This window comes from Massilia aurea, from assembly GCF_040790145.1.
Classification (GTDB): domain Bacteria; phylum Pseudomonadota; class Gammaproteobacteria; order Burkholderiales; family Burkholderiaceae_D; genus Telluria; species Telluria aurea_C.
Genome location: NZ_JBFMMP010000002.1, coordinates 267,667 through 287,613 on the forward strand (window position 1 = coordinate 267,667; position 19,947 = coordinate 287,613).

The window sequence follows — 19,947 nt, forward strand, 5'->3', positions numbered from 1 at the left end:
GGGCGATACCATGTTCCAGCATCCCTTCCACCTGCGCGGCAAGACCGTACTTGTCACCGGCGCATCGAGCGGCATCGGGCGCTCGGTGGCGATCGAATGCGCGCGCGCTGGCGCCCGGATCATCCTGACCGGGCGCGACCAGGCGCGGCTGGACGGGACACTGGCCGAGCTCGACGGCGTCGGTCATGTCGGCGTGGTGGCCGACCTGACGGTGGCCGAACAGAGTGCGCGGCTGGTGGCCGCCGCAGGCGGACTCGATGGCGTGGTGCATGCGGCGGGGATCGACGGCCTGTCGCCCGTGCGCATGTTGCGCCAGTCGTTCATGCAGACTGTGCTGGACGCCAATTTCATGGCGCCGATGCTGCTCACGCAACAGCTGCTGGCGACGAAAGCACTGCGCAACGGCGCCTCGATCGTGTTTCTGTCGTCGATCGCGGCGCATACGGGAACGGCCGGCGTCGGGCCGTATTCGGCCAGCAAGGCGGCGCTGGAAGGCATGATGCGCTGCCTGGCGCTCGAGATCGCGCCGCGCGCCATGCGCGCCAATGCGCTGGCGCCGGGCATGGTCGACACGCCGCTGGTCAACGGCGACCGCGACTGGCTCGACCAGAAAGCGGCGATGTATCCATTGGGACTGGGCCGGCCGGAAGATGTGGCGTACGCCGCGATCTACCTGCTGGCGGACGTGAGCCGCAAGGTGACGGGCACGCAATTGCATCTGGACGGAGGCATTCCATGGACCTGAGGACGGCGCCCACGCAGGCCTTGATCATCAGCGCAGGCGGCTTTGGCCGCAGCGTCTACAACATCATGCGAAGCGACATCGCCAACGGAGTCGACTGGACGGTCGCGGGCTTTCTCGACAGTCGTAGCGAGCTGGCGGCCCGCGCGCCGCTGCCGGTTCTGGGCGACCCGCTGACCTGGCGCGCCAAACCGCATGAACAATTCTTGTGCGCGCTGGGCGAACCGGCGCAGCGCCGCCGTTTCGCCGCGCCGCTGCTGGCGCAGGGCGCTACCTTCATGAGCCTGTGTACCGGACTGCACAAGGCCATCGGCGTCGAGATGGGCGCCGGCTGCCTGTTCGAGCCCGATGTGCGCATGGGCGTGGACACGCTGCTGGGCGACTTCGTGTTCGTCCAGTCGACCAGCCTGATTGGCTACGAGGTGCGCATCGGCGACTACACCACGATCGGCAGTTTCGTGTTCGTGGGCGGCGGCGCCCAGATCGGCAGCGACGTGATCATCCATCCGCACGCGACCATCCTGCCGCGGCTGAAGATCGGCGCCGGCGCCGTCATCGGCGCCGGCGCCGTCGTCATGGCCGACGTCCCGCCGGGGGTGACCATGATCGGCAACCCGGCCAAGATCTTCAGGTTCAAATAATGCGCTCACGCATGCCGCCGCAGGCGTACATCGACGAGACATGGTTCGCGCGCGAACGCGCGCTGCTGTTCAAGCCGTTGTGGCAGTTCATCGGCCTGAAGGTCATGCTCGAGAAGCACAATGCGTTCATCGCGCGCACGCTGTTCGGCATCCCGGTCGTGGTCCAGAATTTTCATGGCGAGCTGCGTGCCTTTGAAAACATCTGCCCGCACCGGCAAAATCCCATCCAGGTCCAGCCGCATGGCGTGCGTCCGCTGTTTTGCGGCTACCACGGCTGGAGCTTCGACCGCGACGGCGCCACGCGCATCCCGCACGAAGAGGCACTGTACCGCTTCCCGCAAGAAGAACGGGCCTGCATTCATTTGCGTAGTTTTGCCCTGGAAGTTGTTGGCAACCTGGTGTTCGTGTGCCTGGCCGAGACGCCCCTGCCTATCAAGCAGCAATTCGGCGCGGCCATGCTGGCCTCTCTCACGGCGTCGTCCCTGGCCTACGACAGCGAAGTGATCATGACGACGTACGAGGGCCACTTCAACTGGAAGCTGGCCTACGAAAACCTGCGCGACGGCCACCACCCGCGCTACCTGCATGCGCGCTCGCTGTACCAGGACGTCAAGTTCGAGGCGAGTATCAGCGAAGAAGGCGTCACAGGGCTGCGCCGCTTGCAGCGGGACGGCATCGCCGACCGCAGCCGCGCGCTGGGCCTGATGCGCAGCTTCAGCGGGGGCGGGCGAGATGCACCCATGGAGAGCCCGCCCAACGCGCCTCATCATGCCAACCTCGAGCGCTACCGCGATCAGGACTGGTACTACAACTGGCTCGCGTTTCCGAACCTGCACATCGCGTCGGCCAACGGCGGCTATGCCTTCATCGTCGAGCACCATGTCCCGGTCTCGGCCGGCCGCACCGATCTGGTGGTGTATTACCTGACGGCGAAGAAAAAACAGCCGTATGCGTCGTCGGCCGCAGTCCTGCACGCACACATGATGGGCGCCGATGTCGTCATGCGCGAAGATATCGAGGTGATGGAGCAGATCCAGCGCACCTTGCACCCGGACGCGCGCTCGCCCCACCTGGGCGACTACGAATTCATCAACGCAAGCCTCGAACTCTGGTATCTCGACCTGATGGAGGGGAAATTTGCCTTGTAAGCACGTGATCGGGCATGGCCCCGCCCTGGCGCGCGCGGTGGCGGCATGGCGCTGTGTCGCGCCGGGGCTGGAACTGCGTCCGCTGGAGATCGACCCGGCCGCTGGCCAGGCGGCGATTGCCGCGGCGCTGGACGGTCTCGACCTCGCCGATACGGCCACCACCAGCGCCTTCGTCGCCGCCGATTCCCGCTTCCTGAATGGCATGCGGCTCGACCTGATGGCCAGCCTGCGCCTGCGCGGCGTTGCCATGCCGGCGCTGGTCGAACCGGGCGCGCTGGTGGCCGATGGCGTGCGGATCGACGACAACTGCTGGATCGGCGCCGGTGCGATCGTCCAGCACGCCAGCCGGATCGGCTTCAATACCGTCATCGGCGCCGGGGCCATCGTTGGCAGCGGCGTCACGCTCGGGCACTCGGTCTGGATCGACGATGGCGTGGTGATCGGGCACGGTGCTCGTATCGGCGCCCAGGTCACGCTCGGACTGGGCGTGGTCGTCGGTCATGGCCGCCAGATCGGCAAGCTGTGCATCGTCGACAAGGCCGGGCGGATCGACGCCGACGTCGCCGCCAAAACGTTTATGCATGCGACCCACGCGCAGCCGATTGTCATCATCGGCGCCTAGTAAGCCATGCCTGCGCGCGCCTCGTGCATGCGCACCATGTCGCGTGATCGACGCATCAGTTCATCCAATTTACTTGAAGGCAACGCCAGGAAATGAAAGATTATTCATTGAAAAGCGGCGAACGATATACGTCGCTCGATCTCAATCTCATCGGCGGCGATCATCTGTGGCGTTATCAGTATGTGGCAACCCGCATGGCCAGCCAGGATCGCTGCCTGTTCGGCGCCGACATTTTCTGCGGTGCCGGCTATGGCGCCATGCTGATGGCGCAACAATTGAACGGAACGATTCTCGCCATCGACGGTTCGGCGGAGGCGATCGACACGGCCAATCAAAAGCTGCAAGCGCCCAATGTGATCTTCGCGGCAAAGCTGTTCCCGTTCGAACTGCCGGAGGCGACGTTCGATTTCATCGCCAGCCTCGAGTCGATGGAGCATGTGAAGGATTTTGAAACGTTCTTCTGGACCCTGGCGAAAGCATTGAAGCCGGGCGGCCGCCTGTTTATTTCGGCGCCGAACGAGAACGTGATGCCGTACCAGGGCTATATCTGGCACTACAAGCACTTCCGGCCGGATGAGGTGAGTGCGCTTGCCGAACAATACGGCCTGAGCGAAATTGCCGCAGTGTCCACCACGTGCCAGGTCTACGACAATGGAATGTCGCGCTTCTATTACCCGTACCAGCTGGACAATAACCGTGCGCTCGACCTCGACGCTGGCGATACGCTGTTTTTCGAATTCGAGAAGAAATGACAATGAAAACTTTTACATCCGGATGGGCGTTCCAGAAACCGGACCAGAACTACTTCAAAAAATTTCTCCATCTAAATCGTATTGCGATCGATGGCATTGTGTATCCAAAAAAGCTTCTGGCGGATATCGAGGCAATTCCCGTGCTCGGCTTCGACGATGCACGGGTTGCCATTACGTCGGACGACCAGGTGCTCGATCTGTCGACCAATTCCGAAGTGCACACGGAGCTGGATGCATTCTTCGCGGCCCAGGGTATCGAGCGCGTGAGCATTCCCGACTTCCTCGATCGCCTGATCGAGCAAGACCGGCATGATGCCTTGTCGATGCCGGTGGCCGGGATCAAGGCCAGCGACATCAGGAACCTGAAGCGCGCAGCCGCGCCCGGCCCCTTCGATCCCCATTTCCTCGACGCCGAATCGTACGAAACAGCCAGCAAGCTCGATGGGATCTTCCGCCATTCGATGTGGCAGCGCTTCATTGCGTTCGACCGCGACGATACCCCTGGCAATGTGCTCTTCCATGTATTGCTGGATCTGCAGACGCGGGATTTGCTCGAGCATTTGCGCGTGCTCGACACGCCGCGCGTGTTCCTGGATGCCATATTGAAGCTCAGGCTCCACGTCCCGAACGCCAAGCTCAGGATCGGCGTCAGCGATGAGGCGTTCGCGGACTTGCGTGGGCGCGCCGAGTTTTATCGCCGCAGTCTCGGCGACTGTCTCGTGCCGTTCGGCGATGCAGGGGCATCACAGGACGAGCGCACTATTCTGTTGGCGGGATCGATCGATCCCATCGTGGCGGCCGCTTCGCACGGTCGCCACTTGTCTGCAATCTGCTTCATGCCCCGCTCGATCGTCGACTACGTGGCGTTGACAACGGCGTTCGGCGAGCGCCAGTACCGACTCCTGCTGCGCCAGCCGGATACCGGGGCGCACAATCTGCTCGCGGCGGTCCTGACGCCGGCGCTGTTCGGCGCCTGATGCGCCACCCCGGCGGCGCCAGGTCGACCGCGCCAGGTCGACCGCGTCAGGTTGACGCGCGCTTGGCGCCTCTGGCAATCAGGTCGGCGATGCGAACGACGTCGTCGGCCGCCAGCGCCGGGTAGATCGGCAGGCACAACACCTGGCGGGCCACCATGGCGGCGTTGGGCAGGTTGTCGGGGCCGGCCGAGGGCAATGTGCTGTACATCGGGAAGTCGCTGATCAGCGGATAAAAATAGCGGCGCGGATGAATGTCGGCATCGCGCAGCACTTGATACAGGCCGTCGCGGCCCAGCGGGTAGCGGTCGTCGACCAGGATGGCGAAATAACCGTAGTTGGGTTCGTGACCGCCTTCCGGCATGGGGGTGATCCCGGCCACGCCACCGAGCAGGTGGCGGTACTGCGCGGCGATGGCGCGGCGCCGCTCCAGCGCCGCATCGATGCCGGCCAGCTGCAACAGGCCGAAGGCGGCGCTGACTTCGTTCATCTTGGCGTTGATGCCGGCAGCGGCCACCGTCACCTCGTCGACAATGCCGAAATTTTTCAGGCGGTCGATGTGCAGCTTGGTGGCGGCGTCGCGCGAGACGATGGCGCCGCCCTCGAGGGTGGAAAACACCTTGGTCGCGTGAAAACTCAGCACCGCCAGGTCGCCGTGGCGCAGGATGCTCTGGCCATTCTGGCGCACACCGAACGCGTGAGCGGCGTCGTAGATGACCTTCAGGCCGTGCTTGCGGGCGATGCGCTCGATCGCCTCGACGTCGCACGGAATGCCGTAGCAGTGCACCGGCATGATGGCGGTGGTGCGCGGCGTGATGGCCGCCTCGATCCGCGCCGGATCGAGGTTGAACGTGACCGGGTCGATGTCGGCGAATACCGGCTGCAGGCCGTTCCACAGCAACGCGTGGCTGGTGGCGACGAACGAGTACGGCGTGGTGATCACTTCGCCTTCGATGCCCAGCGCCTGCAGTGCCGTCATCAGTGCCAGCGTGCCGTTGGCGAACAGCGAGATGTGCTCTACGCCCAGGTAGTCGCACAGTGCCTGTTCGAGCTGCTGGTGAAACTGGCCGCCGTTGGTGAGGAACTTGCTGGCCCAGATCCGTTCGAGATAGGGGATGAAGTCTTCCAGCGGCGGCATGTCCGGCTGGGTGACGCGGATCGGTGCGGCCGTCGGCGCAGGCTGCGGCATCGCTTGCGGCGCTGATGCCGGCAACGATTCCAGCGAGTCCGGCGCAGGCGGCAGCGGCACGGCGAAACGCGCCGCCGGCAGGCCCGCGCACCAGCGCTGCCACATCAGCCGCAGCGCCTGTTCGACGCTGTCGGTGACCTGCAGCAGGATGTCGGCGGTGGTGGGCGCGAAGGGCCAGCGCATGTCTGCGCGCAGCGCGGCCAGTGCCGTCAGGTCGCGACACGCGGCTGCGCCCTTGGCGACGAAGTCGTCGGCATCGTGCGCGATGAATTGCGTCAGCGCGTTGTGTTCGAGGATGCAAGCCGTCTGACGCCCGGCGGCGGTCTCGCCCGCCAGCGTCAGGGTCGGCACGCCCATCCACATCGCGTGCAACGTCGTGGTGCCGCCCGAATATGGGAACGTGTCGAGACAGATATCGACCTGATTGTGCAAGGCCAGGTAATCGGCCATCCCGGCGCGCCCGTGATACTGGAGGCGCTCCTGGGCAATGCCTTCCTGCGTCAGCCAGTCTGTCAATCCTTCGCGGCCATGCTCGGGCAAACCACCGACCAGCAGCCGCGCATCGGGCACGGCGCGCAGCAGCATTGCCCAGACGGCGACGACGTCCCGGCTGATCTTGCTGAGACGGTTGAAACTGCCGAAGGTGACGTAGCCATTGGCCAGCGCCGGCAGCGCGACCAGGTCGGGCGCGTCGGCGGCAGGCTGGAATGGCGCCGACACCGGCAAGTGCACCAGTTGTTCCGTGAACAGGTGGTCGTACCGGCCGGGCGGCAGGATGTGGTGGTCGGTCAGGTAATAATCCATCGCCTCCAGGCCGGTGCTGCCGGGATAGCCGATCCAGCTCGCTTGCAGCGGTGCGGGCTTGCGTGCAAACACGGGCAACCGGTTGTGGGCGGTGTGGCCTGCCAGGTCGATCAGGATGTCGATGCCGTCGGCGCGGATCAGCGCATCGAGCGCAGTGTCGCCCAGGCCGGCCACGTCATGCCACACCGCCATGTAGCCGCGCAGGCGCTCGGTTACCGTGTCATGGATCGGATACGTGTAGTAGGCGTGCAGCACCAGCTGCGCCCGGCCTGCCAGGCGTGCGAGCACGGGCTCGATGAATGCCGCCAGCGCATGGCTGCGCAAATCGCCCGAGACAAAGCCGATGCGCAGGGGCCGCGCCGGGTCGGGCGCATTGTCCCAACTGGCGCGCGGCGCGCCGACACGTTGCGCGAGCAGGTGGCCAAAGCGCCGGTGTTCGGCAAACAGCGCATCCGGGTCGATGCCGCCCACCTGGCTCATGCAGAACAGCATATTGCTGTGCGCGTCGGTGTTGGCAGGATCGCGCGCCAGCACGGCGCGATAGGCGTCGACCGCCTCGCGTGCGCGGCCCTGGTGCTGCAGGATCAAGGCGAGGGAGTTGCCGGCCTGCGCATGGTGCGGGTCGATCGCCAGCGCCGCGCTGGCGCTGGCGTGCGCCTCGTCCAGCCGGCCCATTTCCATCAGCGTGATCGCCAGATGGTTGTGGGCATGCGCGCTGTTGGCCTGCAGCGCGATGGCGCGCTCGAGCACCGTCAGGGCATCGCTCAGTTGTCCGGCGCTCTGGAGCAACGTCCCCAGGTTGCTGAGCGTCTCGGCATCGTCGGGGTCGTACTGCGCAGCGATCTGCATTGCATCGATCGCCCGGGCCAGATCGCCCTGCATATGGTGTACGCCACCGAGCAGCTTCCAGCCAAACGGATGTTGAGGGAACTGTTCGGTGAGCAGATGGGCCGCGTAACCGGCTTCGCCCGTTCGCCCCGACGCGAACAGCGCGGTGGCGGCGGCGATCGTCTCGGGATCCGGCGCGCCGGACGTGGCCAGTTGCTGCTCGAACGCATCGACCTCGGGGCCGGCCAGGCCGTGGCTGCGCCCGAGCGCGATCAATTCGTGCGCGGTGGCGAACTGGCGCGCCGCGATCAGCGCCTCGATGTAGGCGAACCAGTAGCGCTCCTGTCCCGTGTCGCCCTGCAGGGCCTCGGTCAGGTGCGGGATCGCGGCGGCCAGGTCGCCCGCCTGACGCGCCAGCATGCCCAGGCCGAAGTGGGCCCCGGCATGGCCTGGAGCAAGGTCGAGCACCGCGCGGTACAGCGCCTCGGCCTGATCCAGCTGGCCATTGGTGGTTTCGTGCGCTGCGGCCTGCAGTGCTTCATCGACGATTTGCCGGACTGCGTCGCTGAGGGGAGTGCGCTGTTGTTCCATGGATGCGGGCGGCGACCTTTGCGTATCGAAGCGCTTTAAAAATACGGGTGTAACGACCAGCGCGCGAGGCTGGGTCAACGGCGGGATTGTTCTACAGCATCATTCAACACAATAGATCATGGACTTGCCAGGGTCAAGAATCGGGCGAATGCCCCGGCAGCCAGACTGGAGCATGCACACATGATAAGCTGACCCATTATGCAGAAAAGGTGAGTACATGAGCGCGTTGGTGAAGACAGGGATCGTGGGGCTGGACGAAATTCTGCACGGTGGTATTCCACGCAATAACAACCTGCTCGTCGAGGGCCCGCCGGGCGCGGGCAAGACCACTTTGGGACTTGGCTTCATCTATCGCGGCGCTGTCGACTTCGACGAGCCGGGCGCCATCGTCTCGTTCGAGCTCGACCCGGCCAAGCTGCTGCGCGACGCCGCCGGCTTCGACTGGGACCTGCAGGGCATGATCGACCAGGGCCGCATCAAGATCATCCAGACCAGCCCGGCCGTGCTGATGAGCGAGTTTCGCAACAGCGACGGGGCGTTCTCGGCCGCCTTGAGCGCGATGGGCGCCAAGCGCCTGCTGATCGACGGCCTGACGCCGCTGCGCCTGTACGCCGAAGGCAACGACATCCCGTTCCGCGAAGACGTGCACCTGCTGATCGAAGGCCTCACGCGCCTTGGCGTGACCACCATGGTCACGGCCGAAAAGGATGCCTCGCTCGGCGGTGTGCTGGCGCACGAGCGCTTCGTGTTCGACACCATCATCTCGCTCACGCTCGAAGAATCGCGCCGCCGCGTGCATCGCCGCCTGACGGTGGCCAAGTCGCGCGGCCAGGATTTCATCGGCGGCAGCCACACCATGCGCATCGAGGCGCATGAAGGCGTGCACGTGTACCGCCGCGCCCAGTCGCGCCCGTTCATCTCGCCCGACCAGCCGACGTCGGAAGAGCGCCTGTCGACCGGCTCGGCCGCCATCGACCAGATGATGGACGGCGGCATTTATAAAGGTTCGGTGACCCTGGTGAGCGGTATTTCCGGCACCGGCAAGACCGTGCTCAGCGTGCAGTTCTTGAGCGACGCCATCAAGAAGGGCCACAAGGCCCTCTTGGTGAGCCTGGACGAGCACGCGCGCCAGCTGATGCGCAACGCCAGGCCGCTGGGCTTCGACCTGCAGGCGATGGTCGATGCGGGCGACCTGTTCATCCATTACGAGTCACCGCTCGAACTCGAGCTTGACGTGCACTTCGAGCGTATCGTCAAGCTGGTGGAAAAAGAGGGCATCGACTGCGTCGTGTTCGATTCGATTGCCGTCTACGAGATGACCAGCCGCAGCGAAGTCGCCGACTACCTGTACGCGCTGGCGAGCTTCTTCAAGAACCGCCTGGCCACGACGCTGTTCAACTACGAAAGCCCGGAACTATTGGGCGTGTCGCAGATCAGCGAAGAGCTCAAGGGCTCGCACCTGGTCGACAATATCATCCTGCTCAATTACGTGGAAATCTCCACCGTGCTGCGCCGCGCGCTGGCCGTGCCGAAGGTACGCGGCAGCCGCAACCTGCAAGTCACGCGCGAATACGTCATCGGCGTGGGCGGCCTGCTCTTGATGGATGACAGCGACGACAATACCCAGGCCGTGCCGCAGTTGCCGTTCTCGTCGTACTACGGATTGCTGTCGCGCTCGCCATCACGCCAGAGTCCGGTGATCGAGGAAGCCGTGGCCAATGGCGAACCCTTGCCCGACTCGACGCACGATCCGGTCGACCACAACCGGTGATCAACGTCGACCTGCCCGACAAGCCGCCCATCGACTGGGATGACTGGCGCGCCCCGCTGCGCCAGTTCACCGAGGCGACCGGGCTGGTGACGTCGGTCTACGACGCGGCCGGCGTGCGCCGCATCGGGCCGCTGACCGCGTCGCGCATGTCGACCTTTCTTGCCGAGCAGTCGACGCTGTGGACCGAGGACGGACCCGGCACGGCGCTCGAGCGCAGCCTGGCGCAAGCTGTTTGCCGGGACGGCGCGGTTGCCGCCAGCGAATTTTGCGAGGGCTTCTGCGTGCGCGCGCTGCCGCTGCTCTTGCATGGCAATGTGTATGGCGTGCTGGTGTTCGGCTGGCGCTTCGCCGACTTCAGCTCGCCCCTGGCCTGCGAGCGCATCGGGCGCCTGATCGGCGTCTCGGGCCACCTGCTGTGGGGCGAAGTGCGGCTTGACGCCCCGGTGTCGGCGCAGCGCATGGCGACCTATGAAACCCTGCTGCGCACGCTATCGAGCACGCTCGACCGGCAACGCGAAACCATCGACGATCTGACGCGCGTGAACCGCACGCGCGAGCTGTTCCTGGCGACCGTCTCGCACGAGATGCGCACGCCGCTGTCGGCGCTATCGATGCGCATCGAACTGATGTTGCGCACGATCCCCGACCTGCCGGCCAAGGCCGTCAGCGGGCTCGAGTCGATGCGCGTGCACGTGCGGCAAGAGGCCGGCATGGTCGACGACCTGATCGACGCGGCGCGCACGCTGACGGGGCAGATGTCGATCGTGCGCCAGCCCATCGTTCTGGGGCAGGTGCTGCGCGAAGCCATTGCGACGGTGGAGCCGCATGCACATGCCAAGCAGATCCTGATGCAGGTGACGCCGGCCGATTACGGCGAGGACATCCGGTTCGAGGCCGATGGCCAGCGCCTGCAGCAGGTATGCTGGAACTTGCTGTTCAATGCCGTGAAGTTCACGCCGCTGGGCGGGGTGATCCGGATTGGCATCCGCCGCGCCGGAGGCTGGATCGAGATCGATATCGCCGACTCCGGGCAGGGGATCGAGGCGGACGATCTGCCGCATGTGTTTGGCGCGTTCAAGTTGCAGCAGCACGACAATGCCACGGGGCTGGGATTGGGGTTATATATCGCGCGCCGGATCGTCGAACTGCACGACGGCACGCTCAGTGTCAGCAGCGCGGGCCGGGGACAGGGGGCGACGTTTGCGATTCGGTTGCCGGTGGGGGCATCAGCCGGCAGAAGCTGATGGCGCCATCGCGCGTTAGTCAAGCGCCGGGCAGCCCTGCACGATTACTGCTTCTGCGCCTTGGCCAGCGCAATGCCGACGCGCTCGCCTAACGTTTTTGGCCGAAAATAGCAGGTGTCAGGTCTGACATTTAGACACGAGCTCAGCCGCAGTTCTTGGGTGGCAGGCTCGCCATGCATGCGCTAAATAGCTTGCGAGCGAGATCACAGCTGGGCTCGCGTCCAATGTCAGACCTGACCCTGATTGTGTGAGCCGCTTATTGTGTGGCTAACGGGAGCGTCGTAGCAGGATCGGTGCTGCTCTCGTGCGTCAGGCTGAGGAAGTATTGCAGGTAGCCGGGTGCGAATTGGCGTAAGTGACCAACAATGTCAGGCGGCTAAGTATGCATCGCTTTTATGGGCGGATTGGCTAGTAGGCGAGAGCCTGCATTTTGCCAGGCAGTTGAAAGCTCCCGTTCAGCCCATAACCACGACTCGGGAGCGTATGCTCGAATGATCAGTAACAGTAGAGATAGGTCGTCTCGGCCATGAAACGCTGATGATGTTGGATACCCAGTTTGTAACCCATACCCATGTCGTTGATCAGATTCGGAAGTGTCAGGAAATCTTCCGGCTTGTGATAAAGCGCCACTGCCATCTTTGGTTTGTTCTTCTGAATAGTTTGTCTTGCGCCAAGCAAACCTTTGAGTTCGCTGCCTTCCACCTCGAATTTGATATAGGTCGCGTCAAGATTGGTGGCTTCATCGATCGTCGTCACTGGCACCGTTTCAAATTTTGCGAGGGCACGTTCCGAAATATCGGCGCCATCGCGCAGGCCACCGTCGATGAAATGCGCTCCGACGGGCAGGGTTGGCGTGTCAATCAAGTCGTATAGATAGTCAGGGCTGAAATGCAATTCAGTGCTGCAATCCCAAACGCCTTTTTCAATCACTGTAACGGCGTGTTTCAGGTTTTTTTCGTACTGTGGTTGAATCCGCTGGATGCGTTGATGAATCTCCTTGCAACTCGAGCGCGATGGTTCAAAAACATAAAGGTGCTCGAACTGTCCGTTCATTGAACGCAGATACGCTTCCATGGAATCGCCCGTGAAACCTCCGGCGTCAACCACCACCTCATCATGTCCCAGCTTCAAGTAATTCTTGTTAAGCAAATACGCGTTGTAGCCATACAATTCGTCGGCGCCGACGGCTACCGATTCGATATACATCGGGTTCAGCGTCATTCGATACAACAGCATATTGAGAAAAGTGCGTTGGGAGTAATCGTCGGCCAGTAGCCTCGATGTTGCCAGCAACTTGTCGATGTTGTCGCGGGTGAAATGAAAGTAGCTCAGGCCATAGGTAAAGAAGCGACCAGGCAGACCAAGGGTCTTCACACCTGCCGCCTCCAACAAGAACAGAAACTGCAGAGTCGTTATGTACTTCATATCGTTCTGCAGGCATTGTCTTATAAAATGGCTGGTTGAGGGCTGCGTACCGACCAGTACGAGCGACAAAATCGCGGGTTCACGTTTGACCATATCGATCCAGTCACCGGTGTTAATGACCGGGATGTCGAGCAGCGTCGATTGTGTTTTCGCCAGCCTGTCGTCGACGATTGCAAGAACCGATGAGATCGATGCCAGGGCTTTTATTTCGACTAAATTGGTCGAGCCACAGACAATGAATTTTTTTTCTTTGAACAGGTCTGTGGGATGTTGGTCGAGCCAGCGCGGGTATAAAAATTCAGGTCGCTGATCCAGACTGTTGATTAAATCCGCGATGCGATTCTCAGCTTCAGCTTTACCTAAAAATAAATTTGATGCGAGCGTATGATCCATTGAATCTCTCTATTGGCTGAACCGGGGTGGCAGGCGAATGAACGGTGTCCGTATCCTACGCTGTCGTATCGGCCGAAGCAATAAAGACCAGCGCCAGCCACATGGTGTTTCAGGCCGGAGGATAGAAGGTGGGCAATGACTTACTCAGAACAACTGTGCGTGAATTGCGCATATTGCAGTTGCCAGAAACGAAGGCAACCAGCCGGATCCGACGACATCGGCGCGGAGAGGCTACATAGCAAAAAACCCGCACTTTCTGGAAAGTTGGCGGGTTTTTCAGCTTGATACGACTGCGTGATGCGAGTAGGTGGTGCCTCCGGCCGGAATCGAACCGGCACGCCTTACGGCGCTTGATTTTGAGTCAAGTGCGTCTACCAATTCCGCCACAGAGGCCCAATCGCAGGCGGGCATCTTAGCACATCGATTGCTCAGCTGACCAGTATGTCGCGAAATTCGGTGTGCGGGCTATGGTCAAGCGCTAGTCGTCGCGTTTGCAACCCGCCAGATTCGGCCCCCGACTAACACGTCATCCGATGCTGCAACAACCGCAAGCTCCCCATTGGGCCGACGATCTCCAGCACATGCTCGCTCACCGCGACATCGATCGCGCCCTCTTGCCCGCGCAGCCACGGGCGCGGACGGAAATAACGAATGCTGGTGCTGTCGGCCACCGAGCGCCGGTAGCCAAGGGTTGCGAGCGCTTCGTCGAGCCGCTCGAGCATGTGGGGCGCATCGAATCGGGTGCGCATTTCGAAGCGGCCCGGCCCCAGCATGCAGATCGGGAGCAGGCCGCCGACGACGGCAGGCACCACCAGGTAAGGCATCGGTGTATCGGGATCGATCAGGTGCAGCGCCAGCACCAGTAATGGCAAGCCGGCCAGCAGCGTGAGCGCCCATGGCAGCGACTGGCGCCAGGTCTCGATGCGCTGCAGGAAGCCAGGGCGATTCCGGACGCGCTCGATTTCAGAAAACGTCACGCTGTTCATGGTGCTCTCCCCTGGCGGCCTGCATGGGTCCGTATTCGTGCTGATCAATAAAACTGGTGCAATATCCAGCCAAATATTAATAAGATCGTCATTGACTTGCACATTGTGACGAGCGCCTAGCGGCTGGCGTTTGACCACGCGCAAACACGCATCCGTTGCAAACAGCTTCTCATAAAGGCAACACATGCCGCGCACAGGTGGAATTTGGCCGATCCATTGGCCCGAAAACAAACAAGCCGCACAAAGGTGCGGCTTGTCGGAACACCTTTATGGCTTCTGGCGGAATAGCCGGAAGCGTTCGTCGCGGTCCGACGCGCGCCGGCCTTCCCATAACGGCACGGCGTCGCGCACGTTCCATTTGCGCAGCAAGGTGGCGTCGCGGCGGTTGCGCAGGCTGTCTTGCAGCAGCACGTAATCGCACTTGCCGCCCGCCAGCGTGACGAATGGCAGGCGGCCGTAAAAGGCCAGCGAGGCGCGCTGGGCCGGGCCGACGTTGGTGGCGATGCAGTTGGTGTCCGCCGGCAGGCGCGCGGCGATCTGCTGGGCCACGCCGGCGTAGCTCTTGCCGTAGTTCAGGTCGGGCAGGAACAGCGTCATGAGCAGCACCCACAGCAGGATCAGGCCGCCTGAGGACAGCACCACGGCGCGCCACAGCACTGCCGGCTGGCGCGACAGGCGCCAGTGCACCAGCATGACCCAGCCGACGCTGGCGCCGGCAGCGACAATGAAGGTGACGACGCCGATTTCCGGCGTGAAGCCAGGCACCAGCTTGAGCGCGTTCTTGGCCAGTTGCGCCGGCCAGCCGGTGAGCTTGGCGATCCAGAACAGCCAGATGATCGCGCCCAGCATGGTCAGCACCATCACCGAGAACCAGTCGATGGCGTTGATCGCGCCGCGCTTCATCGTCGGCAGGCCGAAGGCGGCCATCAGCGCCAGCGGCGGCAGCATTTTCAGGAAGTCGCTGTTCTCGGGCGACGGGTCGGCCAGCAGTTGCAGCATCAGCGCCAGGAAGAAGAACACCGGCAGCACGATGTGCAGCATCTGCTGGCGGCGCCAGGCCCAGATCGCCCACAGGGCAAACGGCCAGGCCGGCCAGAAGAACCAGATGCCGATGCGGAAAAAGGCTTTCAGTGCCGGCCAGCCCGGCATGCCGATCTGCTGCGCGTTCCAGTCAAGCCAGTCGGCGACGGGCGACAAGCCGTAGGGCTGCAGCGCCGTGGCTGGCACGATCCAGATCAGCGTGAGGCCGAAGCCGACACCGGCGGCGATGGCCAGGTCGCGCAGCGCGCGGGGCGTGGGCAGATCGAGGTAGCGGGTGCAGGCGAACAGCGCCACGATCAGCACCAGCGGCGGCAGGAAGCCTTGCGTGAGCGTCAGCGCGCCGAGGGCAAGCCCCACGAGCACCGCATTGCGCGTGCTGGCCAGTTCGACGTAGCGCACGGCGCGGTACAGGAAGTAAGACAGCAGGGCGCCCTGGAGGGTCGCTGCGAGCGTCAGGTGGCTTTGCAGCAGCAGGCCCAGGCTGCCAAGGTAGATCAGGACAGCGGTGTCGCCCAGCGTGCGGCCGTAGTCGTCCGGCTCGGGCTGGCCACCGAAGGCCAGGCGCAGCGGCTGCGCTTCGGCGCGCCGGCCAAGGTGGAAGGCGGTGTACCAGAGCGACATCGTGCCCAGCACGAAGATGCCGACGGTCGAGACGCGCGCGGCGAGCACGTCGCCAAGGAGCCAGCCGAACAGCTTGATGCACAGGGCGCCGAGCCAGAACGCGAGCGGGCCTTCATCGACGCTGGCCAGGCCCGCGATGTTGGGATACAGCCAGTCGGCCAGGGTGCCATGCGCCATCGTCCACATGATGCCGAAGCTGGCGGCGTCTTCCTTCCACAGGTCGCGGCCGATCAGGCCTGGCAGGATGTAGAGCAAGCCCAGCGCAAGCAGGGCCCAGCGGGGCAGCGCCAGGGTGGCGGCGGCGGGAAGACGGACTGGTTTCATCGATAAGTCTGATGGGAAGAAATGAGCGCGTAGTATAGCCGTGAATAAAATAAAGCCCGTCAAGCGCCCCATCGACAGACCGGCGCTGCCGGCTTGTTGACGGAACCCTTGACGGGCTTCGAGGAATTACTTTGGCAATTAGCCGTTGGCGACCGACGTCTTCGAACCAACTGCGCCGAATTTCTGGCGGAACTTCTCGACGCGACCAGCGGTGTCGACGATCTTGTGCTTGCCGGTGAAGAATGGGTGCGATTCAGCCGACACCTCGATCTTGACCAGTGGGTATTCTTTACCTTCGTGCTCGATCTTGTCGCGGGTGTTGATGGTCGAACGGGTGATGAACTTGAAATCGCACGACACGTCGTGGAAGACGACGTCACGGTATTCTGGATGAGTTTCGGTTTTCATGATCTTGCTTTCTATTGAGTTGGTAGCCAAACAGCACTTCGTCGGTCGCCTCGCTTCTTGACCCGATTGCCGCTCACTTGCCAGGGTTGGGCAGAACCGGCGATTATAAATTGGTTTGGGGCTGGAAGCAATGCTGTCGGCGAAGCGGGTGATGGCAATGCAGAATCGAGCGATAGGCAACAAAAAAGGCAGCCCGAAGGCTGCCTTGCGCATGGCGCTGCAGTGGCTTAGCCGCCGCGGCGCATCATGTCGAAGAATTCCACGTTGTTCTTCGTCGCGCGCATCTTGTCGAGGATGAACTCCATCGCTTCGATCTCGTCCATCGAGTACAGCAGCTTGCGCAGGATCCAGATTTTCTGCAGCTGGTCCGGCTTGATCAACAGCTCTTCGCGGCGGGTGCCCGATTTGTTCAGGTTGATCGACGGGTAGACGCGCTTTTCGGCCAGGCGACGCTCGAGGTGCACTTCCATATTGCCGGTACCTTTGAATTCCTCAAAGATCACGTCATCCATGCGCGAACCGGTTTCGATCAGCGCGGTCGCGACGATCGTCAGCGAACCGCCTTCTTCAACATTACGTGCGGCGCCGAAGAAACGCTTCGGACGCTGCAGCGCGTTGGCGTCGACACCACCGGTCAGGACCTTGCCCGAGGCAGGGATCACGGTGTTGTAGGCGCGCGCCAGGCGGGTGATCGAGTCGAGCAGGATCACGACGTCTTTCTTCATTTCGACCAGGCGCTTGGCTTTTTCAAGCACCATCTCGGCAACCTGCACGTGGCGGGTTGCTGGTTCGTCGAAGGTCGAGGCGACGACTTCGCCGCGCACCGAACGCTGCATCTCGGTCACTTCTTCCGGACGTTCGTCGATCAACAGGACGATCAGCGTAACGTCGGGGTGGTTCGCAGTAATTGCATGGGCGATGTGCTGCAGCATGACCGACTTGCCGGACTTCGGCGAAGCCACCAGCAGGCCGCGCTGGCCCTTGCCGATCGGCGAAATCAGGTCGACGATGCGGCCGGTGATGTTCTCGGCGCCGTTCATGTCGCGCTCGAGGCGCAGCGGCTCGTTCGGGTGCAGCGGCGTCAGGTTCTCGAACAGGATGCGGTGCTTCGAGGCTTCCGGCGATTCGCCATTGACCTTGTCGACCTTGACCAGCGCGAAATAACGTTCGCCGTCTTTAGGCGTACGCACTTCGCCTTCGATCGAGTCACCCGTATGCAAGTTGAAACGACGGATCTGCGACGGCGAGATATAGATGTCGTCGGTCGAGGCCATATAGCTCGCGTCAGGCGAGCGCAGGAAACCGAAACCGTCCGGCAGCACTTCGAGAGCGCCGTCGCCGAAGATCTGTTCACCGCCTTTTGCGCGCTTCTTCAGGATTGCAAACATCAATTCCTGTTTGCGCAGGCGGGCTGCGTTGTCGATATCGAGGCCGATTGCCATTTCCAGCAGCGCGGAAACGTGCATCGCCTTCAGTTCAGATAAATGCATGTGTGTGGGTGACCCGTGACGGGTAAAAAAGGTAGGGGAGGGAACTGCGTGGGTTAATCAAGGCGGGAAGGTGGCGATGGGCCGTGGGCCCTCCCGGCCGGGAGGCGACAACGCGGGCGCGTCGTCGCCGCTTATTGTATCAGGTGAATCAGATGTTGCCGTCGATGAAAGCGGTCAGTTGGCCTTTTGCCAGTGCGCCGACTTTCTGCGCAGCGACTTCGCCATTCTTGAACAGGATCAGGGTCGGGATGCCGCGGATGCCGAACTGGGCTGGAACAGCCTGGTTGGCGTCGACGTCCATCTTGGCGATCGTGATCTTGCCGCCGTATTCCTTGGCTACTTCTTCCAGGATTGGGGCAATCATCTTGCAAGGACCGCACCACTCGGCCCAGAAATCGACCAGCACCGGCAGCTCGGATTTGAGCACGTCGGAGTCAAAGGATGCGTCACTGATGTGTTTGATGTTTTCGCTCATGGTTTCCTCAATGAGAGGTAGTAACTGTGATTAACGCCTGGAGACAGGACATGCGGAACGTCTCGACCGGCTACCGGGTTTCTTCCTGTGTTGCTAAATATTGTTACTACACAATGGTGGAGGCACTGTGTGCGAAATTCAATATTGGAAGAACGGCTAGAGGGTGTCAGGCGGGGAATGAGCCGAATAATACCGCATTTTTTTAAAAAGTGTTTAGCCGCTTGTACAAAATCTTAACAAGCCAGCGCCGTACTCAATTGGTTTTGTTCGAGGGGCTTGCGAAATGAGCCGACCACTTGCAATCCCAGAGCGCGCGCCAGTTCGCCGGCCGCTTCACGCACGCCGTCTTCCAGCGCCGAGATCAGGATCACCTTGCCCTGATACCCTTGCGCCGCTGCAGCCTGCAGGAATTCGATGCCATCCATTTCAGGCAGCATCAGGTCGCAGATCAAGACGTCGGGCAAGGCCTCGTCAAGCCGTGCCAGCGCCTGGCGCGCTTCGGTTTCAAGGACGATCTTGCATGGCCCGCAAGCAAGCAGCATTTCTTGCATCATTTCGAGCAACAGCGGGTCGTCGTCCAGGACCAGGACGTTCAGGAGCGTGCTGTCAGCGTGCGAAGATGAGGGCATGTGGGTCGCTGATGGTAAATGTGCTGGCGACGAGTCGCTCGGCATGACCGTCTCAGTGTGACATGGATTATTGTCTTTACGCATAGTTATTCTCTAAACGCTGCCGGTGAAGCGCGCCAGATGGCCCGGATGCCACATGGTGGCCACCGAGGCAATCCGGCCGGCCGACGTGGTGCGCCGGTGCAGCACCAGACACGGCGCGCCTGGCGCGATGCCCAGGCGCCCGGCGGTGTCGCCCGATGCCGGCAGGGCTTCGATGGTATAGGTGGCGCCTTGCAGCGGGGCGCTCGCCATCAGGTGTTCATTGGGCGTGATGCTGGAAAAATCCTGTTCCAGGTAGGCCGGGGCGCAGGCCGGATTGACCCAGCGGGCTTCGAGCTGGATCGGCACGTCGTTTTCGAAGTGGACGATCAGCGAGTGGTACAGCGTGCCGCCTGCCTCCAGCGCGAATTCGGCGGCCAGCATGTCGTCCGCCGCCTGGGCCTCGAGCACCAGCACACGGCTGGTGTGCTGCTTGCCGCGCTCACGGATTTCGTCGGCGATGTTGCGGATCTCGACCAGCGTGGCCTGGTACTTCTGCGGCGCGACATAGGTGCCCGAGCCCTGGCGCCGCACCAGTATCTGCTCGGTGGTCAGTTCGCGCACGGCGCGGTTGACTGTCATCCGCGAGACGCCGAACAGCCGCACAAGGGCCTGTTCGGACGGCACCAGGTCGCCTTCCTTCCAGCGCCCAGCCGCGATTTCGCCAACCAGGTACTCCTTGATTTGCCGGAAAATGGGCGCTTTATCCGGGGCGGTCTGTTGCAACTGGTCGTGTGCGGTCCGTGCTTCCAAGCTTCTCTCCGAAGT

Annotated in this window: 17 protein-coding genes, 1 tRNA gene and 1 pseudogene; 8 read left to right on the plus strand and 11 right to left on the minus strand. The window is 62.5% G+C overall.

The window, feature by feature from the left end; all coding sequences use genetic code 11:
* Nucleotides 1-10: 10 nt before the first annotated feature.
* The 6 genes from AB2N08_RS05745 (at nt 11) to AB2N08_RS05770 (ending at nt 4,882) form a co-directional block, all read left to right on the plus strand.
* A complete protein-coding gene (locus AB2N08_RS05745) occupies nt 11-745 on the plus strand; it encodes an SDR family NAD(P)-dependent oxidoreductase (protein WP_367609674.1) in 735 nt (244 codons plus the stop codon).
* Nucleotides 736-1,383: a PglD-related sugar-binding protein gene (locus AB2N08_RS05750; RefSeq protein WP_367609675.1), complete on the plus strand. Its 648-nt coding sequence runs from the start codon at nt 736-738 to the stop codon at nt 1,381-1,383. Before AB2N08_RS05745 ends, AB2N08_RS05750 begins: the two co-directional genes overlap by 10 nt.
* Entirely contained in the window at nt 1,383-2,531 is a 1,149-nt protein-coding gene (locus tag AB2N08_RS05755) for an aromatic ring-hydroxylating oxygenase subunit alpha (protein ID WP_367609676.1), read from the plus strand. The genes AB2N08_RS05750 and AB2N08_RS05755 overlap by 1 nt, the downstream gene beginning before the upstream one ends.
* On the plus strand, nt 2,521-3,153 hold the full coding sequence (locus AB2N08_RS05760) for a hypothetical protein (RefSeq protein ID WP_367609677.1): 633 nt from the start codon (nt 2,521-2,523) through the stop codon (nt 3,151-3,153). Before AB2N08_RS05755 ends, AB2N08_RS05760 begins: the two co-directional genes overlap by 11 nt.
* Nucleotides 3,154-3,245: 92 nt before the next feature.
* Complete coding sequence (locus tag AB2N08_RS05765; protein ID WP_367609678.1) at nt 3,246-3,905, plus strand: class I SAM-dependent methyltransferase; 660 nt, start codon at nt 3,246-3,248, stop codon at nt 3,903-3,905.
* Nucleotides 3,906-3,907: 2 nt separating this feature from the next.
* Nucleotides 3,908-4,882 (plus strand): hypothetical protein, encoded by a 975-nt coding sequence (locus AB2N08_RS05770; protein WP_367609679.1) that lies wholly within the window; start codon nt 3,908-3,910, stop codon nt 4,880-4,882.
* Between the two features lie 46 nt (nt 4,883-4,928).
* Here AB2N08_RS05770 and AB2N08_RS05775 read toward each other — a convergent pair whose 3' ends face one another.
* On the minus strand, nt 4,929-6,068 hold the full coding sequence (locus tag AB2N08_RS05775) for a DegT/DnrJ/EryC1/StrS family aminotransferase (protein WP_367609856.1): 1,140 nt from the start codon (nt 6,066-6,068) through the stop codon (nt 4,929-4,931).
* A gap of 192 nt (nt 6,069-6,260) precedes the next feature.
* Nucleotides 6,261-8,291: pseudogene (locus AB2N08_RS05780) on the minus strand (O-linked N-acetylglucosamine transferase family protein); the annotation flags it as partial.
* Between the two features lie 217 nt (nt 8,292-8,508).
* Between AB2N08_RS05780 and AB2N08_RS05785 the strand changes: the two are divergent.
* Nucleotides 8,509-10,062: an ATPase domain-containing protein gene (locus AB2N08_RS05785; RefSeq protein ID WP_367609680.1), complete on the plus strand. Its 1,554-nt coding sequence runs from the start codon at nt 8,509-8,511 to the stop codon at nt 10,060-10,062.
* Complete coding sequence (locus AB2N08_RS05790; RefSeq protein WP_367609681.1) at nt 10,059-11,306, plus strand: sensor histidine kinase; 1,248 nt, start codon at nt 10,059-10,061, stop codon at nt 11,304-11,306. Before AB2N08_RS05785 ends, AB2N08_RS05790 begins: the two co-directional genes overlap by 4 nt.
* Before the next feature lie 495 nt (nt 11,307-11,801).
* On the opposite strand, the gene AB2N08_RS05795 is transcribed toward AB2N08_RS05790, so the two are convergent.
* The 9 genes from AB2N08_RS05795 to hutC form a co-directional block, all read right to left on the minus strand.
* Complete coding sequence (locus AB2N08_RS05795; RefSeq protein WP_367609682.1) at nt 11,802-13,124, minus strand: FkbM family methyltransferase; 1,323 nt, start codon at nt 13,122-13,124, stop codon at nt 11,802-11,804.
* A 308-nt stretch (nt 13,125-13,432) separates the two neighbouring features.
* A tRNA-Leu gene (locus AB2N08_RS05800) sits at nt 13,433-13,517 on the minus strand.
* 125 nt (nt 13,518-13,642) lie between these two features.
* Nucleotides 13,643-14,110: a hypothetical protein gene (locus AB2N08_RS05805; protein ID WP_367609683.1), complete on the minus strand. Its 468-nt coding sequence runs from the start codon at nt 14,108-14,110 to the stop codon at nt 13,643-13,645.
* 267 nt (nt 14,111-14,377) lie between these two features.
* Complete coding sequence (locus tag AB2N08_RS05810) at nt 14,378-16,096, minus strand: ArnT family glycosyltransferase (RefSeq protein ID WP_367609684.1); 1,719 nt, start codon at nt 16,094-16,096, stop codon at nt 14,378-14,380.
* Nucleotides 16,097-16,234: 138 nt separating this feature from the next.
* Nucleotides 16,235-16,504 (minus strand): type B 50S ribosomal protein L31, encoded by a 270-nt coding sequence (locus AB2N08_RS05815; RefSeq protein ID WP_183556195.1) that lies wholly within the window; start codon nt 16,502-16,504, stop codon nt 16,235-16,237.
* 227 nt (nt 16,505-16,731) lie between these two features.
* Nucleotides 16,732-17,994 carry a transcription termination factor Rho gene (gene rho / locus AB2N08_RS05820; RefSeq protein WP_367609685.1) on the minus strand — a complete coding sequence of 421 codons (1,263 nt, stop codon included), beginning with the start codon at nt 17,992-17,994 and terminating at the stop codon, nt 16,732-16,734.
* A 148-nt stretch (nt 17,995-18,142) separates the two neighbouring features.
* The gene (gene trxA, locus AB2N08_RS05825; RefSeq protein ID WP_367609686.1) at nt 18,143-18,469 is read right to left on the minus strand and encodes a thioredoxin TrxA; all 327 of its coding nucleotides are present in this window, start codon (nt 18,467-18,469) and stop codon (nt 18,143-18,145) included.
* 233 nt (nt 18,470-18,702) lie between these two features.
* The gene (locus AB2N08_RS05830; RefSeq protein WP_367609687.1) at nt 18,703-19,098 is read right to left on the minus strand and encodes a response regulator; all 396 of its coding nucleotides are present in this window, start codon (nt 19,096-19,098) and stop codon (nt 18,703-18,705) included.
* A gap of 93 nt (nt 19,099-19,191) precedes the next feature.
* The gene (gene hutC, locus AB2N08_RS05835) at nt 19,192-19,932 is read right to left on the minus strand and encodes a histidine utilization repressor (RefSeq protein WP_367609688.1); all 741 of its coding nucleotides are present in this window, start codon (nt 19,930-19,932) and stop codon (nt 19,192-19,194) included.
* Nucleotides 19,933-19,947 lie beyond the last annotated feature (15 nt).

What these genes read in the sequence shown, in the direction of transcription:
- AB2N08_RS05810 (WP_367609684.1), bottom strand. Translation starts at nt 16,096, where the DNA reads ATGAAACCAGTCCGTCTTCCCGCCGCCGCCACCCTGGCGCTGCCCCGC.
- AB2N08_RS05750 (WP_367609675.1), top strand. Translation starts at nt 736, where the DNA reads ATGGACCTGAGGACGGCGCCCACGCAGGCCTTGATCATCAGCGCAGGC.
- trxA (WP_367609686.1), bottom strand. Translation starts at nt 18,469, where the DNA reads ATGAGCGAAAACATCAAACACATCAGTGACGCATCCTTTGACTCCGAC.
- AB2N08_RS05770 (WP_367609679.1), top strand. Translation starts at nt 3,908, where the DNA reads ATGAAAACTTTTACATCCGGATGGGCGTTCCAGAAACCGGACCAGAAC.
- AB2N08_RS05795 (WP_367609682.1), bottom strand. Translation starts at nt 13,124, where the DNA reads ATGGATCATACGCTCGCATCAAATTTATTTTTAGGTAAAGCTGAAGCT.
- AB2N08_RS05755 (WP_367609676.1), top strand. Translation starts at nt 1,383, where the DNA reads ATGCGCTCACGCATGCCGCCGCAGGCGTACATCGACGAGACATGGTTC.
- AB2N08_RS05830 (WP_367609687.1), bottom strand. Translation starts at nt 19,098, where the DNA reads ATGCCCTCATCTTCGCACGCTGACAGCACGCTCCTGAACGTCCTGGTC.
- AB2N08_RS05765 (WP_367609678.1), top strand. Translation starts at nt 3,246, where the DNA reads ATGAAAGATTATTCATTGAAAAGCGGCGAACGATATACGTCGCTCGAT.
- AB2N08_RS05775 (WP_367609856.1), bottom strand. Translation starts at nt 6,068, where the DNA reads ATGCCGCAGCCTGCGCCGACGGCCGCACCGATCCGCGTCACCCAGCCG.
- AB2N08_RS05745 (WP_367609674.1), top strand. Translation starts at nt 11, where the DNA reads ATGTTCCAGCATCCCTTCCACCTGCGCGGCAAGACCGTACTTGTCACC.
- AB2N08_RS05785 (WP_367609680.1), top strand. Translation starts at nt 8,509, where the DNA reads ATGAGCGCGTTGGTGAAGACAGGGATCGTGGGGCTGGACGAAATTCTG.
- rho (WP_367609685.1), bottom strand. Translation starts at nt 17,994, where the DNA reads ATGCATTTATCTGAACTGAAGGCGATGCACGTTTCCGCGCTGCTGGAA.
- AB2N08_RS05805 (WP_367609683.1), bottom strand. Translation starts at nt 14,110, where the DNA reads ATGAACAGCGTGACGTTTTCTGAAATCGAGCGCGTCCGGAATCGCCCT.
- AB2N08_RS05815 (WP_183556195.1), bottom strand. Translation starts at nt 16,504, where the DNA reads ATGAAAACCGAAACTCATCCAGAATACCGTGACGTCGTCTTCCACGAC.